17 protein-coding genes and 1 pseudogene are annotated in these 21,367 nt (G+C 59.9%); 8 read left to right on the top strand and 10 right to left on the bottom strand.

Translation table 11 applies throughout. The annotated features are described in order from the left end of the window. Positions 1-87 precede the first annotated feature (87 nt). The 5 genes from DW189_RS02390 (at position 88) to DW189_RS02370 (ending at position 5,650) form a co-directional block, all read left to right on the top strand. Positions 88-1,701 (top strand): hypothetical protein, encoded by a 1,614-nt coding sequence (locus DW189_RS02390; protein WP_117506741.1) that lies wholly within the window; start codon positions 88-90, stop codon positions 1,699-1,701. A 230-nt stretch (positions 1,702-1,931) separates the two neighbouring features. Next, positions 1,932-2,384, top strand: a complete 453-nt coding sequence (locus DW189_RS02385; RefSeq protein WP_117506740.1) for a hypothetical protein — start codon at positions 1,932-1,934, stop codon at positions 2,382-2,384. A gap of 94 nt (positions 2,385-2,478) precedes the next feature. Next, positions 2,479-3,120, top strand: a complete 642-nt coding sequence (locus DW189_RS02380) for a hypothetical protein (RefSeq protein ID WP_117506739.1) — start codon at positions 2,479-2,481, stop codon at positions 3,118-3,120. A 93-nt stretch (positions 3,121-3,213) separates the two neighbouring features. Then, complete coding sequence (locus DW189_RS02375; RefSeq protein ID WP_117506738.1) at positions 3,214-4,542, top strand: T3SS (YopN, CesT) and YbjN peptide-binding chaperone 1; 1,329 nt, start codon at positions 3,214-3,216, stop codon at positions 4,540-4,542. A 22-nt stretch (positions 4,543-4,564) separates the two neighbouring features. Next, positions 4,565-5,650, top strand: a complete 1,086-nt coding sequence (locus DW189_RS02370) for a serine protease (RefSeq protein WP_117506737.1) — start codon at positions 4,565-4,567, stop codon at positions 5,648-5,650. Positions 5,651-5,928: 278 nt separating this feature from the next. Here DW189_RS02370 and DW189_RS02365 read toward each other — a convergent pair whose 3' ends face one another. From DW189_RS02365 to DW189_RS14555, 6 genes and pseudogenes are all read right to left on the bottom strand, one after another. After that, positions 5,929-7,326, bottom strand: coding sequence for an aldo/keto reductase (locus tag DW189_RS02365; RefSeq protein ID WP_087401566.1), 1,398 nt, complete (start codon positions 7,324-7,326; stop codon positions 5,929-5,931). A 12-nt stretch (positions 7,327-7,338) separates the two neighbouring features. After that, the gene (locus tag DW189_RS02360; protein ID WP_018695882.1) at positions 7,339-8,853 is read right to left on the bottom strand and encodes a 4Fe-4S binding protein; all 1,515 of its coding nucleotides are present in this window, start codon (positions 8,851-8,853) and stop codon (positions 7,339-7,341) included. Between the two features lie 10 nt (positions 8,854-8,863). Beyond that, entirely contained in the window at positions 8,864-9,421 is a 558-nt protein-coding gene (locus tag DW189_RS02355; protein ID WP_117506736.1) for a flavodoxin, read from the bottom strand. A 30-nt stretch (positions 9,422-9,451) separates the two neighbouring features. Beyond that, positions 9,452-9,991: a flavodoxin family protein gene (locus DW189_RS02350; protein WP_055210614.1), complete on the bottom strand. Its 540-nt coding sequence runs from the start codon at positions 9,989-9,991 to the stop codon at positions 9,452-9,454. 15 nt (positions 9,992-10,006) lie between these two features. Next, on the bottom strand, positions 10,007-11,290 hold the full coding sequence (locus tag DW189_RS02345) for a cupin domain-containing carboxymuconolactone decarboxylase family protein (RefSeq protein WP_117506735.1): 1,284 nt from the start codon (positions 11,288-11,290) through the stop codon (positions 10,007-10,009). 134 nt (positions 11,291-11,424) lie between these two features. Continuing rightward, positions 11,425-11,616 (bottom strand): annotated as a pseudogene (locus DW189_RS14555) (aldo/keto reductase); the annotation flags it as partial. Between the two features lie 166 nt (positions 11,617-11,782). On the opposite strand from DW189_RS14555, the gene DW189_RS02335 reads away from it, so the two are divergent. Then, entirely contained in the window at positions 11,783-12,679 is an 897-nt protein-coding gene (locus DW189_RS02335; RefSeq protein WP_117506734.1) for a helix-turn-helix domain-containing protein, read from the top strand. A 351-nt stretch (positions 12,680-13,030) separates the two neighbouring features. On the opposite strand, the gene gpmA is transcribed toward DW189_RS02335, so the two are convergent. From gpmA to DW189_RS02315, 4 genes are all read right to left on the bottom strand, one after another. Beyond that, on the bottom strand, positions 13,031-13,777 hold the full coding sequence (gene gpmA / locus DW189_RS02330) for a 2,3-diphosphoglycerate-dependent phosphoglycerate mutase (protein ID WP_018695876.1): 747 nt from the start codon (positions 13,775-13,777) through the stop codon (positions 13,031-13,033). Beyond that, positions 13,774-14,790 carry a 2-hydroxyacid dehydrogenase gene (locus tag DW189_RS02325; RefSeq protein WP_018695875.1) on the bottom strand — a complete coding sequence of 339 codons (1,017 nt, stop codon included), beginning with the start codon at positions 14,788-14,790 and terminating at the stop codon, positions 13,774-13,776. The genes gpmA and DW189_RS02325 overlap by 4 nt, the downstream gene beginning before the upstream one ends. 56 nt (positions 14,791-14,846) lie before the next feature. Further along, positions 14,847-15,896, bottom strand: a complete 1,050-nt coding sequence (locus DW189_RS02320) for a class I fructose-bisphosphate aldolase (protein WP_018695874.1) — start codon at positions 15,894-15,896, stop codon at positions 14,847-14,849. A gap of 100 nt (positions 15,897-15,996) precedes the next feature. Continuing rightward, complete coding sequence (locus DW189_RS02315) at positions 15,997-16,851, bottom strand: helix-turn-helix domain-containing protein (protein ID WP_117506733.1); 855 nt, start codon at positions 16,849-16,851, stop codon at positions 15,997-15,999. 162 nt (positions 16,852-17,013) lie between these two features. On the opposite strand from DW189_RS02315, the gene DW189_RS02310 reads away from it, so the two are divergent. After that, positions 17,014-18,177, top strand: a complete 1,164-nt coding sequence (locus DW189_RS02310) for an efflux RND transporter periplasmic adaptor subunit (RefSeq protein WP_117506732.1) — start codon at positions 17,014-17,016, stop codon at positions 18,175-18,177. Positions 18,178-18,180: 3 nt separating this feature from the next. Further along, the gene (locus tag DW189_RS02305; RefSeq protein WP_117506731.1) at positions 18,181-21,363 is read left to right on the top strand and encodes an efflux RND transporter permease subunit; all 3,183 of its coding nucleotides are present in this window, start codon (positions 18,181-18,183) and stop codon (positions 21,361-21,363) included. Positions 21,364-21,367 lie beyond the last annotated feature (4 nt).

Raw genomic sequence — 21,367 nt, 5'->3', positions numbered from 1 at the left:
ACACTATATTTGCGACCCGGAGCGGCACTGAGGCAGACCGGACAAAAGGTGCCGAAGTCGTTTACCCGCCCCAAATAACTTCTACCCATGTATTGCGTCCGTTTTACCGTCGTATTCCTCCTGTGCCTGCCGGCCATCGGCTGCCAAACCATTCCCGAAGCCATTCCACAAGCCGAGGCGATCGTCATGGAGCATCCCGACAGCGCCGTGCGGCTCCTGCAGGGAATCCCCGCCCCCGCGAAAAACCTGTCTCGCCGCAACTATGCCCGCTACGCACTCATCTCGACCCAGGCGCGGTGGCTCGCGGGCGAAAACTTGACCGGCGACACGCTTTCCGACGTCGCACTCGCCTATTACAGCACCCACACGAAGGATTTTGTCCGTGTGCACAAGGCTTATTACTATGCGGCCAAGATCGCCGATCGCCGCCACCAACCCGAAATCGCCATGTCACTGCTGCTGAACAGCCGGCAGGCGCTGCCCGCGGCGGGTGAGTGGCAAAGGCACTATGTGGTGGAAACGTGGCTGGGCGTCTTCTGCGGCAAGCAACGGCTCTACGAGGAGAAGGTCGGCCACGCCATGCGGGCCTATGCCTACGCCGACAGCCTCGACAGGGACGGCTGGCGTTGCATTTCGCTCGGCGACATCGCACATGCGTACATGGGGCTCGGCAAATACGACAGCATGGAATACTATGCGCTGAAGGCGCTCCGCCTGGCCGAAGAGAAGGGAATCACCGAAAATACCTCCCAGAAATGGGCCATGCTGATCGAAAACGCCCTCCGGCGCGGGGACTACGCCGCTGCCGAGGAGTACTGGGAACGGGGATACGAATTCGCCCCCGAACGGGCCCGCTTTTCGTGGATCAAGACCAAGGCAGAAATATATAACAAGCAGGGGCGCTACGACGTGGCGCTGCGTCTAATCGACAGTTCGCGGATGATGTGCCCCGACACATCCGACCTCACCGCACGGGCGCTGTGGGCGTTCCACGCCTCGGAAGCCTACGAAGGGCTGGGGCAGGCGAAGAAAAGCCTCGAAGCGCTGAAATATTATTGCAGCCTCAGGGATTCGCTCGAAGACGACATACACAGCGCCGATGTGCTCCACATCCGCGAATTGTGGCAGTACGAGCACCTCAAAGCCCGGAACACCGCCCTCGAGGGGCAGAAACAACTCCGCGAACGCCTCGCATACCGGACGATACTGGCCTGCGGCGCGATCCTGCTGCTCGGGGCATGGCTGGGGATGCGCATATGGCACCGGACAAAACTGCGGGAGATCGTCCAGCAAAAGCGCCTCATGAAGCAGGCGAACGAGCTCGACGAAATGCGCCGCAAGGAAGAACAGCTGCGCACGGCTTTCTTCCGCCAGCTCAACAGCCGCTTCATCGCGCAGGTAAAGCAGGCCGGGGAGTCGAAGAAATGCCGGATGTCGGATGAAGACTGGAAGACGATCTACACCCACGCCGACGCCGTGTTCGATAATTTCACGGTTCGGCTCCGCCAACGGTTCCCGTCCCTGAACGAGGATGACATCCGCTATTGCTGCATGGTACGCATGCATCTGTCGCAGGCCGAGATCGCCGGCGTCGTCTGCCTGGAGAAGGACTCGGTAAAAAAACGACTGAAGCGCATCCGCACCGAAAAACTGGCCTCGGCAAAGGGCGCGACGCTGGAAGATGTCCTCTCCAAATTGTAAAATGTCCCCCTCTTGTCCCGCCTCTCGAACATGAAACGAAAAGAGAACCAGCGGATTGAAAAATAATCCCCCCCCCGCAATATACCCCTATATACCCATTCGGAACAGGTGCCCTGCAATTAACTTTGCACCGAATACGACCGTCATGCCGCGACTGCCGTAAAGGAGCGTCCTGCGCTTAGTCCGCCGGATAACGCGAACGGGCAACATTCATCCAAATTTACAATAATATGCAGAAATTCAACTACACCCCGACCAACCCCTTCAGCGGGTCGCTCTCATCGCTGGCCATCGGCGCCGGCATGGTCATCGTACCCCTGGTATATCCTTTCGGCATCCGCATCGGCCGCATGCCCATCCTGGGCGCCACCGCCACGACGGTCATCTTCGTTGTCGGCGGGCTCACACTGCTGGCATTCACCGCACGCGAGATCATGCAGGCGCGCAGGCTCATCGCCCAGGGCGGGGAAATCACCGTCGACGGCGACCTGGTCACGATCCCCGTGGTGAAAAAAGGCGCCGTAACCAACGAGTCGTTCAGGCTCCCGGACGTCGAGTACACCAAATTCGATGCGGAGGAAAACGAATTCACCATCTCGCTGCCGGCCGCCCACCATGTCATCCGCGGCGCATTCTTCGAAAGCTCCGATGCGTTCGACGCCTTCAAGTCCACCTTCAAATAACAGAATATACACCACGAACAAACAACGTTTTGCGATACACGACACGTCCGCTAAGCAAAACATTTTATCAATTAACGTTATAACCGAAAAGACAATGCGACACATTTTCAAACTGCTCGCCGCGAGCGTCGCTGCGGCAACGATCTGCTCCTGTTCCTCGCTCACAGGCTATCCGACGGATGCCGAGGCGAGTTATGCCAAAGCCATCGAAATCGCAAAAAAGAGCGTCGACACCGACAAGTTCAAGGTCTATTCGCTTTCGTTCATGGAGGGTGAAACCCTGTCGGACAACCTGTTCCTCATCTCGGTAAAACTGGTCAACAAGGACAACCAGGCATTTTCGCAGTCCTACTACATGACCGGGCTCGAACCGACCGCCCTGCGCGACGTGCAGCGCACGTTCGAGGCCCCCGAATACGAAACCACCGTCGGCATCGACCTTACGAAGCTCGACGCCGCGCAAATCGCCGCACAGATCGCACAGGCCAAGACCATGCTCCCCGAAGGGCACTCGTTCAAGTCGGTAGGAAGCTACCAGATCGAAGAGGATGTCCCGGCAGGCAACTCGGTATTCAACCGCAACAAGACATTCGGGGAGCAGCATACGTCGTTCGTCGTCCGCTTCACCGAGGACGGTAAGGAGACCGAGAGCAGCGCGGGCAAAACGTCGTATATCTACTACGAGGCCGAGGTGACCGTGAAACCCGACGGCACGCTTTCGATCGAAGAAAATTAAGTTTTTCGCCCGGGAGCGCGGTTTTCTCCCGATTTTTCCTAAATTTACAGGACAGATGCCCCGACAACCGGGCATTGCCATAATGAAAACTACATGAAAACTACCCACCCATTCGTCGCCCCTGTCCTCGGCTCGACCCAGAGCAAGGTCAACATGGAGGCCTACGAGCAGGCCATAGACCAATACAACGAGGGCAATTACCTCGGGGCGTTCTATCAGTTGCTCGACCACCTGAACCCGGAATTCCGCACCAAGTACGGCAATGCCAACGGCACGGAGTTCCATATCCCGCACGGATCTATCCTGGTGCACATCCGCATCGCGGACGACAGGCTGCACATCAGCGCCGATTTCCTGATACTCCCCGAAAAGGGACGCGTGGCCATGCTGCGCCAGGTCGCCGACCTGAACATCAACCGGCTGATGCTGCCGCGTTTCCGCAAGGAAGACGACAGGCTGATGATGGAATACGCCTGCCCGCTGTCACAAAGCCATCCGCACAAACTGTATTTCATACTGCGCAACATCTGCCACGTCGGCGACCGCTACGACGACGAGTTCTGCACGAAGTTCGGCGCCCAACGCAGCTACGAACCGCAGGTGACGCCCTACCCGGAAGAGGAGGTGACGCGCATCTACGAAGCCGTCCGGCAGACATGCCGCGAGACGCTCGACGCGGTGAAGGAATACGAGACGGAACGCAAGTACGGCTATTCGTGGAACGTGATCGACATCGCGCTCTACAAGATCGCCTATTTCGCGCACCCGCAGGGGCAGTTGCTCAACGACCTCGACAAGGCGGTCGACGACATGGACAAGGAGCTTCCCGTGGCCGAACTGGTGGCCAAGGGCAAGGCGTTCCTCGAACGGCTGCTCGCAATGCCGCGCGAGGAGATGGCGCGCGACCTTTACCTGGTCGACACGCTGGTTTCGACCAAGCGCCGCTCCTCGCTCAACAACGTGCAGGAGAACTTCAAGGAGGTGTACCAGGAGGCTACCGAAGCCATCGAATCGGAGAATTTCGAGCGTAGCACCGTCCGCATCCTCTACAAGTTCTACGAAATGTATTACTACAACGACGTGCAGGACGACCTGAACGCCGTCGTGGCGGGGGCGCTCGGCAAGTCGGCCGGGAAAACGATGGAGGAAGCTTCGGAGATCCTGTACGAAGCACTCGAAAAAATCATGGAGGACGACCTTTCGGCGGACGACGGGGATTTCGACGCCGGGGAGCTGGGCATCGCCGGTGCGGCCGCCGCGGAGCAGGTGCAGCAGATGGCCGCCGCCATGCAGGGCCATGTCGCGCAGATGCAGGCCGCGATGCAGGAGGCACTGGCCAAAGGCGACATGGCCGAATACATGCGGCTGGCGCAGGAATTCCAGCAAAAAATGATGGAACAGGCCCTCGGGCAACAAAAATAACCGCTCTAAACCCGTATATCCTATGGAACAGAACAATATTTACAAGACGGTATTCAAAGTGACCCATTCGGGCGGCTCGGGCAGTTGCTTCTACCTCAAGGCCTATGACCTTTTCGTGACGAACTACCACGTGACCGAGGGCTTCCGCACCGTCGCCATCCACGACAACGAGCGCAACCCGTACCTGGCCAAGGTCGTGCTGGCAAACCCTGCGATGGACATCGCCCTGCTGGCGGCCGAAGGGGATTTCTCCTCGCTGCCGGACATTTCGCTCGCCGAGGACGACACGCTGACGATCGGCCGCAAGGTCTACGTCGCAGGGTATCCCTACGGCATGCCCTTCACGATCACCGAAGGTTCGGTGTCATCGCCCAAGCAGCTGATGGACGGCAAATACTACATCCAAACCGACGCCGCGGTGAATCCCGGCAACTCGGGCGGCCCGATCCTCGACGAAGACAACCGGGTGGTGGGCGTGACGGTGAGCAAGTTCACGCAGGCCGACAACATGGGCTTCGGCATCCGGGTCGAGACGCTGCACGCACTGCTGGATACGATCGGCGACCTCGACCGCACGGTATTCCAAGTGCAGTGCGGCAGCTGCGAGGAGCTGATCGCCGAGGAAGAGGAGTATTGCCCGTCGTGCGGCGACAAGCTGCCCGAAGGCGTCTTCGAAGAACGCGAACAATCGCCTCTGGGCGGGTTCGTCGAATCGGCCATCGAACAGATGGGGGTCAACCCTGTGCTGGCACGCGACGGCTACGACTCGTGGTTATTCCACAAGGGAAGTTCGGAGATTCGCATCTTCGTCTACGACAACAACTACCTGTTCTCCACCTCGCCGATCAATCTGCTGCCCAAAAAGGAGGTGGAACCGGTGCTGGACTACATGCTGAGCGAGGATTTCGGCCCCTATAAACTGGGGATCGAAGGCCGCCAGATCTACATCGCATACCGCATACACCTCTCCGACATCACCGACGAATCGGAGGAGGAGATCCGGAAGAACATCGTCGACCTGGCTTTGCGGGCCGACGCCATGGACAACATGCTGGTGGAACGCTTCGGGTGCGAATTCTCGGAATATTCGAAGGCGGACGCGCAGTAGGCGCACCCGCCAAGACAAGGCGATGCCGGGCTTTACTGGAAAGCCCGGCATCGCGCTTCTTGCTCCGGCCCGCACAAACCTGCGCCACAGGCTCCGGAAAAATGCCTGCTGCTCATACGCCGGCGCGCAGAGCCACCATCGCCGGAGGCTTCGCTGCGGGATCCCCGGCAGAAGACAGTGCGCGGCATTCCGCAGGAATCCCGGATACACGGCGCCCGCAGGCGGAGGCAGCCGAAAAAAGAGCCCCGCAGGCCGTGCTGGCTGCGGGGCCGGAAGGCCTATAGGTTATCCTGTTTGAGATGTTCGGCGAACAGGTCGATGCGGTGCAGTTCCTGCGGGATACGGATATTCTGCGGGCAATGCGGCACGCACTGGTTACAGCCGATGCAATGGCTGGCCTGGCGGAGTTTGGGGACGCTGCGGTCGTAGCCCACGAGGAACGCCCGGCGCGCCCGGCGGTAATTTTCGTCCTGCGACGAGGTGGCGACGTTCCCTTCGTTGACGCACTTGTTGTAGTGCAGCAGGATGGCCGGGATGTCCAGCCCGTAGGGACACGGCATGCAATACTTGCAGTCGTTGCAGGGGATCGTGGGGTAGCGGAGCAACAGCTGCGCCGTCTCCTCGAGAAACTCCTTGTCGGCATCGGTCAGCTCGTCGAGCGGCGAGTAGGTACGCAGGTTGTCCTGCAAATGCTCCATGTAGGTCATGCCGCTCAGCACGGTCAGCACCCCGGGGAACGACCCCGCGAAACGGAACGCCCACGAAGCGACGCTCGACGACGGGCGCCGCTGTTTGAGATGGGCGGCGATGTGGTCGTGGACATTCGAAAGGCGCCCGCCCAGCAGCGGCTCCATGATGACGGCCGGGATACCGCGCTTCTCCAGTTCGCCGTACAGGTACTCGGCATCGGTATTGCGCGTGTTGACCTCCTTGGCGTGTTTCCAGTCCACGTAGTTGAGCTGTATCTGCACGAAGTCCCACTTGTAGCGGTCGTGCTGCGCAAGCAGGTGGTCGAACACCGCGATGTCCCCGTGGTAGGAGAACCCGAGGTTGCGGATACGGCCGGCCTCACGCTCGGCAAGCAGGAAATCCAGCATCCCGTTGTCGATGTAGCGGGCTTCGAACTCCTCCATGCCGCTGCCCATGCCCACGCCGTGCAGCAGCAGGTAGTCGATATAATCGACCTGCAGCTCGCGGAACGAATTGCGGTACATGGCCATCGAGGCTTCGCGGCTCCAGGTCGAGGGCGCGAAATTGGACAGTTTGGTGGCTATGAAATACTTGTCGCGGGGATGGCGGCTCAGCGCCACGCCCGTGGCATGTTCGGAATGCCCCCGGCAATAGGCGGGCGAAGTGTCGAAATAGTTCACCCCGTGGGCAATGGCATGGTCGACCAGCGCGTTGACCATCTCCTGGTCGATCTCGTCGCCGCTGTCACGGGCGCTGCCGCTGCTGACCGTCGGCCAGCGCATACAGCCGTACCCAAGCAGCGACACCCGGTCTCCCGTCTTGGGGTTGGTACGGTAAGTCATCTGCCCCTGCTGTGCGCCGTCTGCCTCAGAGGCGCTTCCCGCAGAGCGGGGCTTGCAGCCATACAACGCCGCCGTCGTTACGGCGGCACCGGTACCTGCGACTTTCAGGAACTCCCGGCGGCCTATCTTTTTCTTCTCTTTCATACGTTTGAAGCATTAAACGGTACGGTGATTCTGGTGCCCTTCGACATAAATGGCGCTGAACGGACGGCTCGGACAGAGGTTCTCGCAGGCGCCGCAGCCGATGCAGCGGGCCTCGTTCACGACCGGAATACGCGGGGAGTCGGGCTTCCCGGGCTCCTTATGCACCATCTGGATAGCCCCGGCGGGGCAGTGGCGGGCGCAGTTGCCGCACTCCACGCCGTCGGTATTGACGACACAGTTGGCGGCGATCCATACGGCGTGGCCGATCTGCACCGACGACTTGTCCTCCTTGGTGATCGGGCGTATGGCCCCCGTGGGACAGACCTCCGAACACTTCGTACATTCGGGGCGGCAGTATCCCCGTTCGTAGGACATCTCGGGCACCATCAGCGACATCAGCTTGCCCGACGGCCTCAGCACCTGGTTGGGACACACGGCCACGCACAGTTGGCATCCGGTGCAGTGCGCCTCCATATTACGCACGGCGAGCGATCCGGGCGGGGTAATGGGCGTCGTACGCCGGGGGATTTTCTTCTGCTCGATCACGGCCAGGCCGCCGTCGACCTTCTTCTCCTGCGCCCTGACCGTCGCACAGGCCATGACCCCGACCAGCGAAAGGAACTTGCGGCGCGAAGCATCGGCCGGTTCCCCCGCCGCAACGGCCGCCTTCACGGTCGCAGGTTCCACGGCAGCGGGTTTGCGGCCGGCAGCGGGTTTGCGCGAAAAGGAGATCGCTCCCTGGCGGCATTTCCCCAGACAGTCCATGCAGGCCACGCAGCGGCTGTAATCGATCCGGTGCGCCTTCGCGTCGATGCACGACGCCTTGCAGTTGCGGGCACAAAGGCCGCAACCGTTACATTTCGAGGCGTCGATACGCGGTTTGAAAACCGCGAAGCGCGACACGAGTCCCAGGATCGTGCCGACAGGACAGACCGTATTGCAATAGGTTCGGCCGTTGCGCCATGCCAGCACGGCCAGCACGATGAACGTCACGGCCGCCACGGCCAGCGTCGCGGCGCCCTTGACCCAGACATCGACCGTGTAGAACGCATAGCTGCCGGCTCGTTCGGCCAGATAGGCCAGCAGGTTGTTGCCCCACAGGTAAAGGGGCGCAAAAAGGTTGGACACGATACGCCCGTAGGCACTGTACGGCGCCAACAGGTTCGACACGGGCTTGAAATGGGCGGCCAGCGCCACGAGGAACAGCACCAGTATGCCGTAGCGCAGCCACGACAGCGCCCGCGAGTAGCGGAAGCGGTTCTTACGCCGCCGGGCGGCCGCCCGCGACACGACATCCTGAAAGACGCCCAGCGGGCAGATGACCGAACAGTAGACCCGTCCGAAAAGCAGGGTCAACAGCACGAGTGCCGCGACCACGCCCGCATTGACGGCCAGGACGGCAGGCAACAGCTGCACCTTCGCCATCCAGCCGAACCACGCATGGAGCGTCCCCGTGAAATCGAGCAGCAACAGCGTGATCACCGTGAAGAAAACGGCCGCAGCCGTGATTCTGATTTTGCGTAACATCCGTTTTCGTTTATTTTGACAAATTCATTCCCCCGATCCATTTACCGACTGCATCCAGCGAGCCTTTCACGGCACTGCCGCGCACCGGCAGCCCGCCCAGCAGGGTAGCCCCGTGACAGAGCTCTCCGATGTCCTCCTCGCTGCGGCCCATGCGGCTGCCCCCGTGCGTCATGAACGGTGCAACGGTCTTTCCCGACCAGTCGTACGCGGCAAGGAACGTCGCTACGGGCGGCGCGACGGTGCCCCACCAGCAGGGCGAGCCGACGAAAATCACGTCGTATGCGCCGATGTCGGGCAGGCGCCCCTTCAGCGCGGGCCGGTATCCCCGGCCGATCTCGCGCTTGGCCTGGGCCGTAACGGCATCGTATTGCACAGGGTAGGCGCTCTGAGGGACGATCTCGAAAAGATCCCCGTTCGTAGCCTCGGCAATCTGCCGCGCCATTTCGCGCGTGTTGCCGCTATGTGAAAAATAGGCGACGAGCACCTTTTTGCCGGAGGCCGTCTGGGCCTGCATGTCCGTGGCCGGGAATAATACCGCGACGGCCGCTATTAAAACCGATAATCTCATAATCCGTAATTTTCAATCCGTTTACACACCTTACACGCCGCACCCCAGGGCATAGGCCTCGTCCATCGCGGGCATCCCCTCGATGTCGCCGGCACGCCATGCCCCGACCCCGTAGACCACGCCTTTCTCGCGGGGGTCTTCGAGGCAGTCGAGCAGGCCGCGGAAACACTCCACCGTGCGTTCCATCATCGGGACGCTCTCTTCGGCGGCCGTCAGGATGAAATAAAACTCCTTGCCCTTCATCTCCAGGTAGCGGGCGCAGCAGCGGTCGATCAGGGTCTTCATCTGTGCGCTGAGCGTATAGAAATAGACCGGCGTAGCCATCACGATCACGTCCGCTTCGACCATCTTGCCGATCACCCCGGCCGCATCGTCTTTCTGCGGGCAGGGCCCGGCACCGCCGTAGCAGGCACCGCAACCCGTACAATAGCCGATCCTGCGGTCTTTCAGGAAAATCTTTTCGACCTCGTGTCCGGCCTGCTGCGCACCCGCCATGAAACGGTCGCAGAGCCGGTCGGAATTTCCCCCGCGCCGCGGGCTGGAGGAGAGTATCAATACTTTTTTCGCCATAATCTTCATCTTCGTTTATTCTCTCCCGGGCGCCACTTCATTCAGGCAGGCGATCGCGTTGAGCGACCGCGGATAGCCCACGTAGGGCAGCAGTTGCGTGATGACGGTCAGCAGCGTCCGTTTGTCGTTGCGCAGGTTCAGGTTGCCGCGGATATGTCCCTTGAGCTGCGGTTCGCAGCCGCCCAGCGTAAGCAGCATCGAAAACGTCAGCAGCTCGCGCGTCCGGGCATCCAACCCGCCGCGAGTGACGTAATCACCGAAACAATTCATCGACAGGTAATCCTGTATGTGTTTCTGGCCCTCGGGGGCCGCTTCGCGCAGGGCGTCGATATGTCCTGCGCCGAAAATGGCCTTCTGGACGGCCAGTCCCCTTTCGAACCGCGTCCCGGGCGAGGTCGTCGACTGTCCTTCGAGCGGAAGCGCCACGCCGCGCGTCACCAGCACATCGTTGGCGATATGTACGAAATCGAGCACCTTGGCCATCCCCACGTACGGCACCGCCTGGTAGAGGACTTCCTTCGCCTCGACGGGCGTCACGCCGGCGTTGAGCGCCCCTGCGAGCATCGTCCGGAACTCGGACTGCCCCTGCGCGGCGATACACGATGCGAGGATGCACATCATCCGCGTAGGGGTATCGAGGTCGCCGTAACCGGCGACTTCGCCGAATGCAAAGTTATCAAAAATTTCGATTAATTCGGGATCCGTCGCCCCCAGTCCCGAGGCATCGCCCGAGAAAAGTTCCGCACGGTTGCGGAGCGCCTCGGCGCCCAGCTGCGGAACGACGGCAGCCGCAGGGGCGGTCGCCGCGGCATACTGCGCGTCGTCGACCGGCTCCAGCCACGTATTGCGGTTCGTCTGCGGGTTGGTCTCGACGGCCAGGTGCGAAAACCAGCTGTCGGGGGCCGCGCCGTGCCAGTGCACCACGCCGGGGCCGATCTCGACCACGTCGCCCGGCAGCAATTCCCGCGCAGGTTCGCCCTTCGCCTGATAATACCCCCGGCCGCTCACGGCGACGAGCAGCTGCCCGCCCGTGTGGCTGTGCCAGTTGTTCCGGCAACCCGGCTCGAACGTGACGTTCGAAACGGGGCAGTTCAGGGCCTCGTCACGCGTCAGCCGCGCAAGATAGGCCTGCCCGGTAAAATACTTCGCAAACATTTCCGGCAGCTTCTCCCCCCGGGGAAAAACCGATCCGTATATTCTCTCCTTCGTTTCCATGTTACCCGTATCGTTGGTTTGTGCGTAAATTTCCGCCGTCAGCGCCAGCGCCGCGACAAACGCCGCAAGAATTCCTTTTTTCATCCGTCCGCTATTTATCGAGGTCATACTTCATAGTCCCGAGCCATTCGACCGTCTGCGGATCGCGGTGCGAGAGGAAACAGCTCTGCTTCATGTCGAGCGCGGCGATCCGTACCATATCCTCCGGCGCCCCGCGCAGGGATGCCGCTCCGGCGGACGGCCCGCGCCACGGCGCGTTCGTTCATATAGGCGGCTGCCGTGTCGATCGACCGGTAACCGGCCGCCAGGGCATCAGACACGCACCGTTCGCAAATCGCCCCGTCCACCTGGTAGACGCCGAACCCCAGCACCGGCATCTCCACACCATTGTTTAAAATCCTCGTTTCCATAGTTTTGACGCCTTAACAAATTATCATGTTGCAAAAGTAGGGTATTCCGCACTGTCCGTCATTACCCGGATTACAGTTCGTCATACCATTATTACCGATCCGCCGCAGCAGGTGCGGCAAGCGAAGAAAAAAACACTAACTTTGTGTCAAACAAACCGGAACAACTATGGAAGAGATCGCAAGGCTGGATCATGTGTACCAGTATAACGAACTGATGGGAATCGAAACCCTGCACCCGCTGGTCAGCGTCATCGACATGTCGAAATGCCCGCGCATGCGTCACTCGCGCCGCCTGTACGGGTTCTACTGCATCTTCCTGAAAGATGTCAAATGCGGCGACCTGCGCTACGGGCGCAACTACTACGACTACCAGGAAGGGACGCTCGTTTTCACGGCCCCGGGACAGGTGGTCGGCGTCGAGGATAACGGCGAGGTTTTCCAGCCCAAAGGCTGGGCGTTGCTGTTCCACCCCGACCTGATCCGCGGCACGTCGCTCGGGCGCAACATCGGCCGCTACACCTTCTTCTCCTACGAATCCTACGAAGCGCTGCACCTCTCGGAGCAGGAGCGGCACGTAGTGATCGACTGCCTGCAGAACATCGCGGGCGAATTGCAGCACGCCATCGACAAGCACAGCCGGACGCTGATCGTCTCGAACATCGAACTGCTGCTCAATTACAGCGTGCGCTTCTACGAGCGGCAGTTCACCACGCGCAGCGACGTCAACAAAGACGCCCTGTCGGGATTCGAACGGCTGCTCAACGACTATTTCCGGGATGACGCCCCGCAGCGCGACGGGGTGCCTTCGGTACGCTGGTGCGCTGAGCAGCTGCACCTTTCGGCCAACTATTTCGGCGACCTGGTCAAAAAGGAGACCGGGAAATCGGCGCAGGAATACATCCAGCTGAAAGTCATCGACATCGCCAAGGAACGCATGTTCGACACGACCAAGTCGATCAGCGAAATCGCCTACGAGCTCGGGTTCAGGTATCCGCAACACTTCACGCGCCTGTTCAAGAAGTGCGTGGGGCAGTCGCCCAACGAATACCGGACACAAAACTGACCCGGCGGCACGGCCGGCAAAAGGAGGCGGACGGGAAAAACGGAGAGAACCGGAGAGAACGGCGGACTAAACGGTAAAAACAGGCCGGCACAAACAGCTCGCCAGGTACGATCAGCCCGGATAAAACGCAGTTTCTGCCCCGGACAAAACGCAGGCTTCCGCATCGCGTACGAAAATACCCGCACACTGGAAAAGTGTACGGGGATTTCAAATACGGGGTACTTCGCGGCATATCCGGCCAACCGGCTCCCTGCCCCGGCCAGTTCCGAACTACACCGGACGCCAGCCAGCCGGCAGCAATTTCCACAGCGGTACCACCCGTGCGGCATCAGGCGGCCGGCCCGCTACGCCTCAGGACTTTTTCCCCTGGTTGGCGACGGCGGCCATCAGCCGGGCTATCTCGTCGGGGTCGCCCAGGAAATGATCCCCCGCGTAGTTGAGGCCCTCGTCGAACTCGAAGACATAAGGCACGGCGGTCGGGAGGTTGAACTCCGAAATCGCCTCGTCCGAAATGCCTTTCAGGTGCTTGATGATGCCGCGCAGGCTGTTGCCGTGGGCGACGACCAGGATAGCGTCGTGATGCGCCAGCGCCGGCAGGATCTCGCATTTCCAGTAGGGCATAATACGCGCGACGGTGTCGCTGAGCGATTCGGTGCGGGGCAGTTCCGCCTCGGGGACATCGCGGTAACGGGGATCGAAACGCGGGTTGCGCGGGTCTTCCTCGCCCAACGGCGCCGGGGCGACGTCGTAACTGCGGCGCCAGATGTGTACCTGTTCGTCGCCGTACTTTTCGGCGGTCTCCCGTTTGTTGAGCCCCTGCAACATCCCGTAATGCTTTTCATTGAGCCGCCAGCTCTTCGAGACCGGGATCCAGTCCTGATCCAGTTTGTCGAGCACCACGTCGAGCGTCTTGACGGCGCGTTTCAGGTAGGAGGTATAGGCATGCCCGAACAGGAAACCCTCCTTGCGGAGCAGCTCCCCGGCCCTGGCCGCTTCGGCAACGCCTTTCTCGCTCAGATCGACATCCGTCCATCCCGTAAAACGGTTTTCCCTGTTCCATGTGCTCTCGCCGTGGCGGAGCAAAACTACTTTTTTCATCCTATCGCTTTTTCAGGTTCGGCACGCACCTCGTTCACCAATTTGCGGTGCTTGTCGAAATCGTTAATATTCTGCAATGTAGTATGCGCTATATTATCCAACGCTTCACGTGTAAAAAAACCCTGGTGCGAGGTCATGATGACGTTGTTGAACGACAGCAGGCGCGCCAGGATGTCGTCGTCCATGATCCGGTCGGAGGTATCCTCGTAGAAATAGGCGGCCTCCTCCTCGTAAACGTCCAGCCCGGCTGCCCCGATCTTCTTCTCCTTCAGCCCCTCGATCAGCGCCTCGGTATGGATCAGCTGGCCGCGCCCCGTATTGATTAGGATCACGCCGGGCTTCATCTTGCCGATGGCATCGCCGTTGATCATATAGCGCGTCTGGTCGGTCAGCGGGCAGTGCAGCGAAATGATGTCCGCACGGCGGTAAAGCTCGTCGAGCGTCACGTATTCGACCTGCGCCTGCGCGGCGTATTCCGCATCAGGGAAGATGTCGTAAGCCAGCACCTTCATGCCGAACCCCTTGAGTATCCGGATCAGCTCACGGGCGATCTTGCCGGTGCCGATGATGCCCGCCGTCTTGCCGTACATGTCGAACCCCATCAGGCCGTGCAGCGAGAAATTCCCGTCGCGCGTGCGCCAGTAGGCGCGGTGGACTTTGCGGTTGAGCGCCAGCATCAGCGCCACGGCATGTTCCGCGACGGCGTGGGGCGAATAGGCCGGAACGCGCACGACGGGGATGCCGTATTCGGCCGCGGCCTTCAGGTCTACGTTGTTGAAGCCGGCGCAACGCAGTGCGATCAGTTTCACGCCCATCGCGGCCAGCTGGCGTATCGTGCCGGCGTCGGCCGTGTCGTTGACGAAGATGCAGACCGCGTCGGCCCCCTGCGCCAGCAGGGCGTTGTTGCCGTTCAGGTGGCTGCGGTGGTAATTGAACTCGAACCCGCAGGACGCATTGGCGCGGTCGAACGACTCGCGGTCGTAGGGTTGGGTTCCGAAGAATGTTATTTTCATAAATGCACTTTTTTTCCTCTTTTATCGTACAGAAAACGGTTTTGCACGGCCGGTTATTATGCGATCGTGACCTCGGGGTCGAGATATACGTCCTGGATGGCGTTGAGCAGCGCCACGCCCTCCTTCATCGGGCGCTGGAACGCCTTGCGGCCGCTGATAAGCCCCATGCCGCCGGCCCGCTTGTTGACGACGGCCGTCATCACGGCCTCCTGCAAATCGGATGCCCCGTGCGACTCGCCGCCGGAATTGATCAGCCCGACGCGCCCCATGTAACCGTTGGCCACCTGGTAGCGGCAAAGGTCGATCGGATGCTCCGTCGTCAGCTTGGTGTAAACCTCGTCGCGTGTCTTGCCGAAGCCGATGGCACGGAACCCGCCGTTGTTCACCGGCAGCTTCTGTTTCACGATATCGGCCTTGATCGTCACACCCAGGTGGTTCGCCTGCCCCGTCAGGTCGGCCGAAGCATGGTAATCCACCCCGTCCTTCCTGAAACCCTCGTTGCGCAGGTAGCACCACAGGATCGTCGCCATGCCCAGCTCGTGCGCATAGTCGAACGCCCCGGCGATCTCCACCAGCTGGCGGCGGCTCTCCTCCGACCCGAAATAGATCGTAGCCCCCACGGCGGCGGCGCCCATGTTCCAGGCGTCGCGCACGGTGCCGAACATCACCTGGTCATAGGTGTTGGGGTAGGTGAGCAGCTCGTTGTGGTTGAGCTTGACGATGAACGGTATCTTGTGCGCATATCTGCGTGCCACGGCGCCCAGCACGCCGAAGGTCGAAGCCACGGCATTGCAGCCGCCCTCGATGGCCAGCCTGACGATATTCTCCGGATCGAAATAGGCCGGGTTCGGGGCGAACGACGCCCCGGCGGAGTGTTCGATGCCCTGATCCACGGGCAGGATCGAGACATAGCCCGTACCGGCCAGGCGCCCGTGGGCGAGGATCCATTGCAGGCTGCCGAGCGTCCGGATGTTGCGGTCGGACTCCATCCAGACCTTGTCGACCGTATCGGGTGCGGGCAGGTAAAGCTGGCTCTTGTCGATCGTCCGGCACACATGGGAAAGGTAGTATTCGGCCTTCTCCCCGAGAATTTCAATGGTTTTCATAATTTTACGATATTAAGTGATTCGAGTTTATTTACTGCAATTCGGGTTCCAAACACGCCCGGCGCCCCGCGACAAAACGAAAGCCGCCCGGCGGGGCGGCTTATTTCTTGGTGTTACGGTACTCTGTGGGAGATTCACCCGTATGCTTCTTGAAATAGCGCCCCAGGTAGGACTGGTCGGGGAAATGCAGGCGGTAGGCGATCTCCTGCACCGACAAGTCCGTCGATTGCAGGAGCATCTTGATCTCCAGCAAGACCGACCGGTCGATGAACTCCTTGGCGGTGCTGTGCGCGATCGTACGCACGATGGTCGAAAGGTAACGGGTGGAAATGCAGAGTTTGTCGGCGTAGAACGACACTTCGCGCTCCTGCGAACCGAACTCGTGCACGAAGGCCACGAACCTGTGGAACAGTTCGGTCTGCCGCGTGGTCGATTCGGGCACCTGGCGCTGCATGCCCACAAAACGCTGCAACTTGTCGTAAATCTCCATCAGCACATTCTGCAAACGGTTGCGGATGATCGTGTTGCGGAAAATATTATTCCGGTCGCGGTAGGTATAAGCCGCCATCTGAAACCAGATGGCAGCCCCCTCGACGATACGCGCCGGGGGATAGGCGATCGGATTCTCGCGCAGGGTGCGGAAAAAGGAGGGCTCGAGCCGGAGCCGAAACGCCGCCTCGGAAAAAATATCGTGCGAAAAGGCGCAGAACGTCATCCGGAAGTCATCGGTTCGCTCCGTGAGCATCAGCATCGAACCGGGCAGTACGAGCACCAGGGTATTCCGTTTCACAAGACCTCCGTATTGGTTTACAGTCACATGGGCGCTGCCTTTGCGGCAAAACAGAATGGCCCCTCCCTCACAGCGGTTCGCATAATTGTTGAAATAGGAAAAATCGGATTCCCCGACTACGAATTGCTCTTCGGCAGTAGTAATTATAGGATTTATGGCAGACATATGAATTCGTTTTTCGAACAAATTTAGCGCATTTTCCGATATTTTCCCAAATTTTGTTCCGAAAAATACCAACACTGTTCGCAATATAAAGGCACGATCACGCCCTTTTTAGGGTACTTTTGCAACGAAAAAAGTTTTTTTAGTTTAAAACAGGAGAAAAGTATGAAGCAAACATTTGTGAAAGCTGCTATCATGGCAAGCTTCATGGCAGCCGTTTCGTGCGGTCAGGCACCCACGGAGCAAGGCCCCGCGCAATACGGCGTGACGACCATTGCCACTACCGACCGCGAAATCCAGAGCAACTACTCGGCAACGATCCGCGGACGCCAGGACATCGACATCTATCCGCAGGTTTCGGGAACCATCTCCGAACTGCGTGTCACCGAGGGCCAGTCGGTTTCGAAAGGACAGACCCTTTTCATCATAGACCAGGTACCTTACAAGGCAGCGCTCCAGACAGCAGAAGCCAATGTCGCAGCGGCAAAGGCCAGCGTGGCAACGGCCCAGCTGACATATGACAGCAAGAAGGAACTCTTCGCAAAGAGCGTCGTGTCGCAGTACGACCTCTCGACAGCCGAAAACACGCTGCTGACGGCAAAGGCGCAGCTCGCACAGGCCGAGGCGCAGCGCGTAAATGCCGCCAATAACCTCTCCTACACGGTCGTGAAGGCCCCTGCCAACGGCATGGTAGGTACACTGCCGTACCGTGTCGGCGCACTGGTGAGCGCGTCGATACCGCAGCCGCTTACGACCGTCTCGGACAATTCGGAGATGTACGTCTATTTCTCGATGACCGAAAACCAGCTGCTCAACCTGACCCGCAAATACGGCTCGATCGCCAACACGCTCAAGAATATGCCCGACATACAGTTGCAGCTCAACGACGGTTCGATTTACGACCAGACAGGCCGCATCGAGTCGATCAGCGGTATTATCGACACCTCGACGGGCAGCGTGCAGCTGCGCGCGGCATTCCCCAACAAGGGAGGCCTGCTCCACAGCGGCGGCGCAGGAAGCATTATCCTGCCCGTCAATTACACGGATTGCATCGTGGTTCCCCAGGTAGCGACATTCGAACTGCAGGACAAAGTATATGTATATAAAGTGGTAGACGGCAAGGCTACCTCGTCCATGATCGACGTGGAGAAAATCAACAACGGACGGGAATATATCGTCAAGTCGGGCCTCGTCCCGGGAGACGTCATCGTAGCCGAGGGCGTCGGCCTGCTGCGCGAGGGTACGCCCATCGTAGCCAAGACGCAGGGCGCCGCAGCGCAGGCCACACCGGCAGCCGCAGCCCAAACCCAAACCGAAAAGGAGGAATAACCTATGACACTGAAACATTTTATCGAACGACCCGTACTGGCGTCGGTCATATCCATCGTAATCGTAATCGGCGGTCTGATCGGTCTGGTGACACTGCCCGTGGAGCAGTATCCCGACATCGCACCCCCGACGGTGATGGTGCGCGCCTCGTATCCGGGCGCCAGCGCCGAGACGATCCAGAAATCGGTCATCGTACCGCTCGAACAGGCTATCAACGGTGTGGAAGACATGACCTACATGACCTCCAGCGCCGCTGTCGGAAGTGCCTCGGTGACGATTTACTTCCGCCAGGGAATCAATGCCGACATGGCTGCCGTCAACGTGCAGAACCGCGTTTCGCGGGCCACCGGCCAGTTGCCTTCCGAAGTCACGCAGATCGGCGTGACGACCATGAAGCGGCAAACCTCGATGATCAAGATCTTTTCGCTGTACAGTCCCGACGACACCTACGATGAAACGTTCCTGTCGAACTACCTGAAGATCAACATCGAGCCCCGCATCCTCCGTATCGCAGGCGTCGGCGAGGCCTTCACGCTCGGTGCCGACTATTCGATGCGTATCTGGCTCAAGCCCGACGTGATGGCCCAGTACAAACTCGTCCCGTCGGACGTGACGGCGGCGCTCGCCGAACAGAACATCGAATCGGCAACCGGTACGCTGGGTGAGAACTCGGACAATGCGTTCCAGTATACGATGAAATACCGCGGACGTTATCAAACTCCCGAAGAGTTCGGGGAGATCGTGCTCCTGGCCAAGCCCGACGGCACGCTCCTGCGCCTGAAGGATGTCGCGGACATCGAGCTGGGCAGCGAGTCCTATGCCTACAAAGGCTACACCAACGGCCACCCGGGCGTCAGCGCTATGGTCTACCAGACCGCCGGATCGAACGCAACCCAGGTAGTGAACAACATCAACGCACTGCTCGACGAGGTGGAGGCGGAACTGCCGAAAGGCGTCGCCATCGCCCACCTGCACAGTGTGAACGACTTTCTCTACGCCTCGATCAACGAGGTGATCAAGACGCTGATCGAGGCCATCCTGCTTGTGATCCTCGTGGTGTACGTCTTCCTGCAGGATATCCGCTCGACGCTCATTCCCACCGTTTCGATCATCGTATCGCTGGTCGGTACGTTCGCCTTCCTCTCGGTAGCGGGCTTCTCGATCAACCTGCTGACGCTCTTCGCGCTCGTCCTTGCGATCGGCACGGTCGTCGACGACGCCATCATCGTAGTGGAGGCTGTCCAGGCGCGTTTCGACGTGGGATATAAGTCCTCCTATATGGCGACCATCGACGCCATGTCGGGTATCACCTCGGCCATCATCACTTCGACGCTGGTCTTCATGGCCGTGTTCATCCCCGTGTCGATGATGGGCGGTACGTCGGGTATCTTCTACACGCAGTTCGGTATCACGATGGCCGTGGCCGTGGGCATCTCGGCGCTGAACGCCCTGACGCTCTCGCCCGCACTGTGCGCCCTCATCCTGAAACCCTACCTCGACGAAAACGGCGAGATGCGCGACAACTTCGCGGCCCGCTTCCGCAAGGCATTCAACTCGGGATTCAGCACCCTGATCAACAAATACAAGCACGGCGTGCTGCTCTTCATCAAGCACAAATGGCTGATGTGGTCGACGCTCGGCCTGGCATTCGCCGCACTCGTCCTGCTGATGAACAGCACCAAGACGGGTCTGGTGCCCGACGAAGACCAGGGTACGATCATGGTTAACGTCACCACGGCACCGGGTACTTCGCTCGCCGAAACGCACATGGTCATGGAGCAGGTTGCCGACCGCATCCAGACGATCCCCCAAATCAGGGACTTCATGCAGGTGGCAGGTTTCGGTATGATCGCCGGCCAGGGTTCCTCCTACGGTATGTGTATCATCAAGCTCAAGGACTGGGAAGAGCGACCGGACAAGGCGGATGCGGTGAACGCCGTAATCGGCCAGATATACAGACGCACGGCCGACATCAAGGATGCACAGATTTTCGCCGTGGCACCGCCGATGATCTCGGGTTACGGTACCTCGACCGGTTTCACTATGAACCTTCAGGACAAGTCGGACGGCAGCCTGACGGACTTCTACAACATCTACCTGCAGTTCATCGGGGCGCTGAACCAGCGCCCGGAGATCGAACGCGCCTACTCGACCTTCAACATCAACTTCCCGCAGTACATCGTGAGCATCGACGCGGCAAAGGCCAAACGGGCCGGCATCTCGCCCAACGCGATCCTTTCGACGCTTTCGGGTTACTACGGCGGGCAGTACGTCTCGAACGTCAACCGGTTCTCGAAGATGTACTACGTGACGATCCAGTCCGACCCGAAATACCGTCTCGACACCGAATCGCTCAACAACGTCTTCGTACGCTCCAACAACGGCGAGATGGCTCCCCTGGGACAGTTTGTGAATCTGGAAAGGGTTTACAGCTCCGAGGTGCTGAACCGCTTCAACATGTACAGTTCGATCGCCGTGAACGGCACGGCGGCCGCCGGGTATTCGTCGGGTGACGCCATCAAGGCCATCCAGGAAACGGCCGCCCAGGTACTGCCGAAGGGCTACGGCTACGATTTCGACGGTATCACCCGCGAGGAAGCGCAGACGGGCAGCAACACGACGATCATCTTCGGGATCTGTATCCTGCTGATTTACCTCATCCTGAGTGCCCTGTACGAAAGCTTCCTGCTTCCGTTCGCTGTCATCCTCTCCGTACCGTGCGGCCTGCTGGGTTCGTTCCTCTTCGCCAAGATGTTGGGGCTGGAGAACAACATCTACCTGCAAACGGGTATCATCATGCTGATCGGCCTGCTCTCGAAGACCGCCATTCTGATCACGGAGTACGCCTCCGACCGGCGCCGTGCGGGAATGTCCCTGACACAGGCCGCCGTATCGGCTGCCAAAGTCCGTCTGCGCCCGATCCTGATGACCGTCCTCACCTGCGTATTCGGTATGATCCCGCTGGTGCTCTCGCACGGTGTGGGCGCCAACGGTAACATGACCCTCGGCTCGGGCGTCGTGGGCGGTATGATCGTCGGGACACTGGCCCTGCTGTTCCTCGTACCGACGCTGTTCATCGCCTTCCAGACCCTGCAGGAGAAAGTCAAGCCCATAGAGTTCGACCCCGATCCGCAGTGGGCCGTACAGGCGGAACTGGAGGAGTGTAAAAACGAGAAAGAGGAGTAACAAG

The sequence above is a fragment of the Alistipes sp. AM16-43 genome, assembly GCF_003435745.1.
In the GTDB taxonomy this organism is placed as follows: Bacteria; Bacteroidota; Bacteroidia; order Bacteroidales; family Rikenellaceae; genus Alistipes; species Alistipes onderdonkii.
Note: the sequence above shows the minus strand (reverse complement) of the source record. Positions and strands in the feature narration are given on the sequence as shown.

Coding starts and splice junctions, on each gene's coding strand:
- DW189_RS02390 (WP_117506741.1), top strand. CDS start 88: ATGTATTGCGTCCGTTTTACCGTCGTATTCCTCCTGTGCCTGCCGGCC.
- DW189_RS02385 (WP_117506740.1), top strand. CDS start 1,932: ATGCAGAAATTCAACTACACCCCGACCAACCCCTTCAGCGGGTCGCTC.
- DW189_RS02380 (WP_117506739.1), top strand. CDS start 2,479: ATGCGACACATTTTCAAACTGCTCGCCGCGAGCGTCGCTGCGGCAACG.
- DW189_RS02375 (WP_117506738.1), top strand. CDS start 3,214: ATGAAAACTACCCACCCATTCGTCGCCCCTGTCCTCGGCTCGACCCAG.
- DW189_RS02370 (WP_117506737.1), top strand. CDS start 4,565: ATGGAACAGAACAATATTTACAAGACGGTATTCAAAGTGACCCATTCG.
- DW189_RS02365 (WP_087401566.1), bottom strand. CDS start 7,326: ATGAAAGAGAAGAAAAAGATAGGCCGCCGGGAGTTCCTGAAAGTCGCA.
- DW189_RS02360 (WP_018695882.1), bottom strand. CDS start 8,853: ATGTTACGCAAAATCAGAATCACGGCTGCGGCCGTTTTCTTCACGGTG.
- DW189_RS02355 (WP_117506736.1), bottom strand. CDS start 9,421: ATGAGATTATCGGTTTTAATAGCGGCCGTCGCGGTATTATTCCCGGCC.
- DW189_RS02350 (WP_055210614.1), bottom strand. CDS start 9,991: ATGGCGAAAAAAGTATTGATACTCTCCTCCAGCCCGCGGCGCGGGGGA.
- DW189_RS02345 (WP_117506735.1), bottom strand. CDS start 11,290: ATGAAAAAAGGAATTCTTGCGGCGTTTGTCGCGGCGCTGGCGCTGACG.
- DW189_RS02335 (WP_117506734.1), top strand. CDS start 11,783: ATGGAAGAGATCGCAAGGCTGGATCATGTGTACCAGTATAACGAACTG.
- gpmA (WP_018695876.1), bottom strand. CDS start 13,777: ATGAAAAAAGTAGTTTTGCTCCGCCACGGCGAGAGCACATGGAACAGG.
- DW189_RS02325 (WP_018695875.1), bottom strand. CDS start 14,790: ATGAAAATAACATTCTTCGGAACCCAACCCTACGACCGCGAGTCGTTC.
- DW189_RS02320 (WP_018695874.1), bottom strand. CDS start 15,896: ATGAAAACCATTGAAATTCTCGGGGAGAAGGCCGAATACTACCTTTCC.
- DW189_RS02315 (WP_117506733.1), bottom strand. CDS start 16,851: ATGTCTGCCATAAATCCTATAATTACTACTGCCGAAGAGCAATTCGTA.
- DW189_RS02310 (WP_117506732.1), top strand. CDS start 17,014: ATGAAGCAAACATTTGTGAAAGCTGCTATCATGGCAAGCTTCATGGCA.
- DW189_RS02305 (WP_117506731.1), top strand. CDS start 18,181: ATGACACTGAAACATTTTATCGAACGACCCGTACTGGCGTCGGTCATA.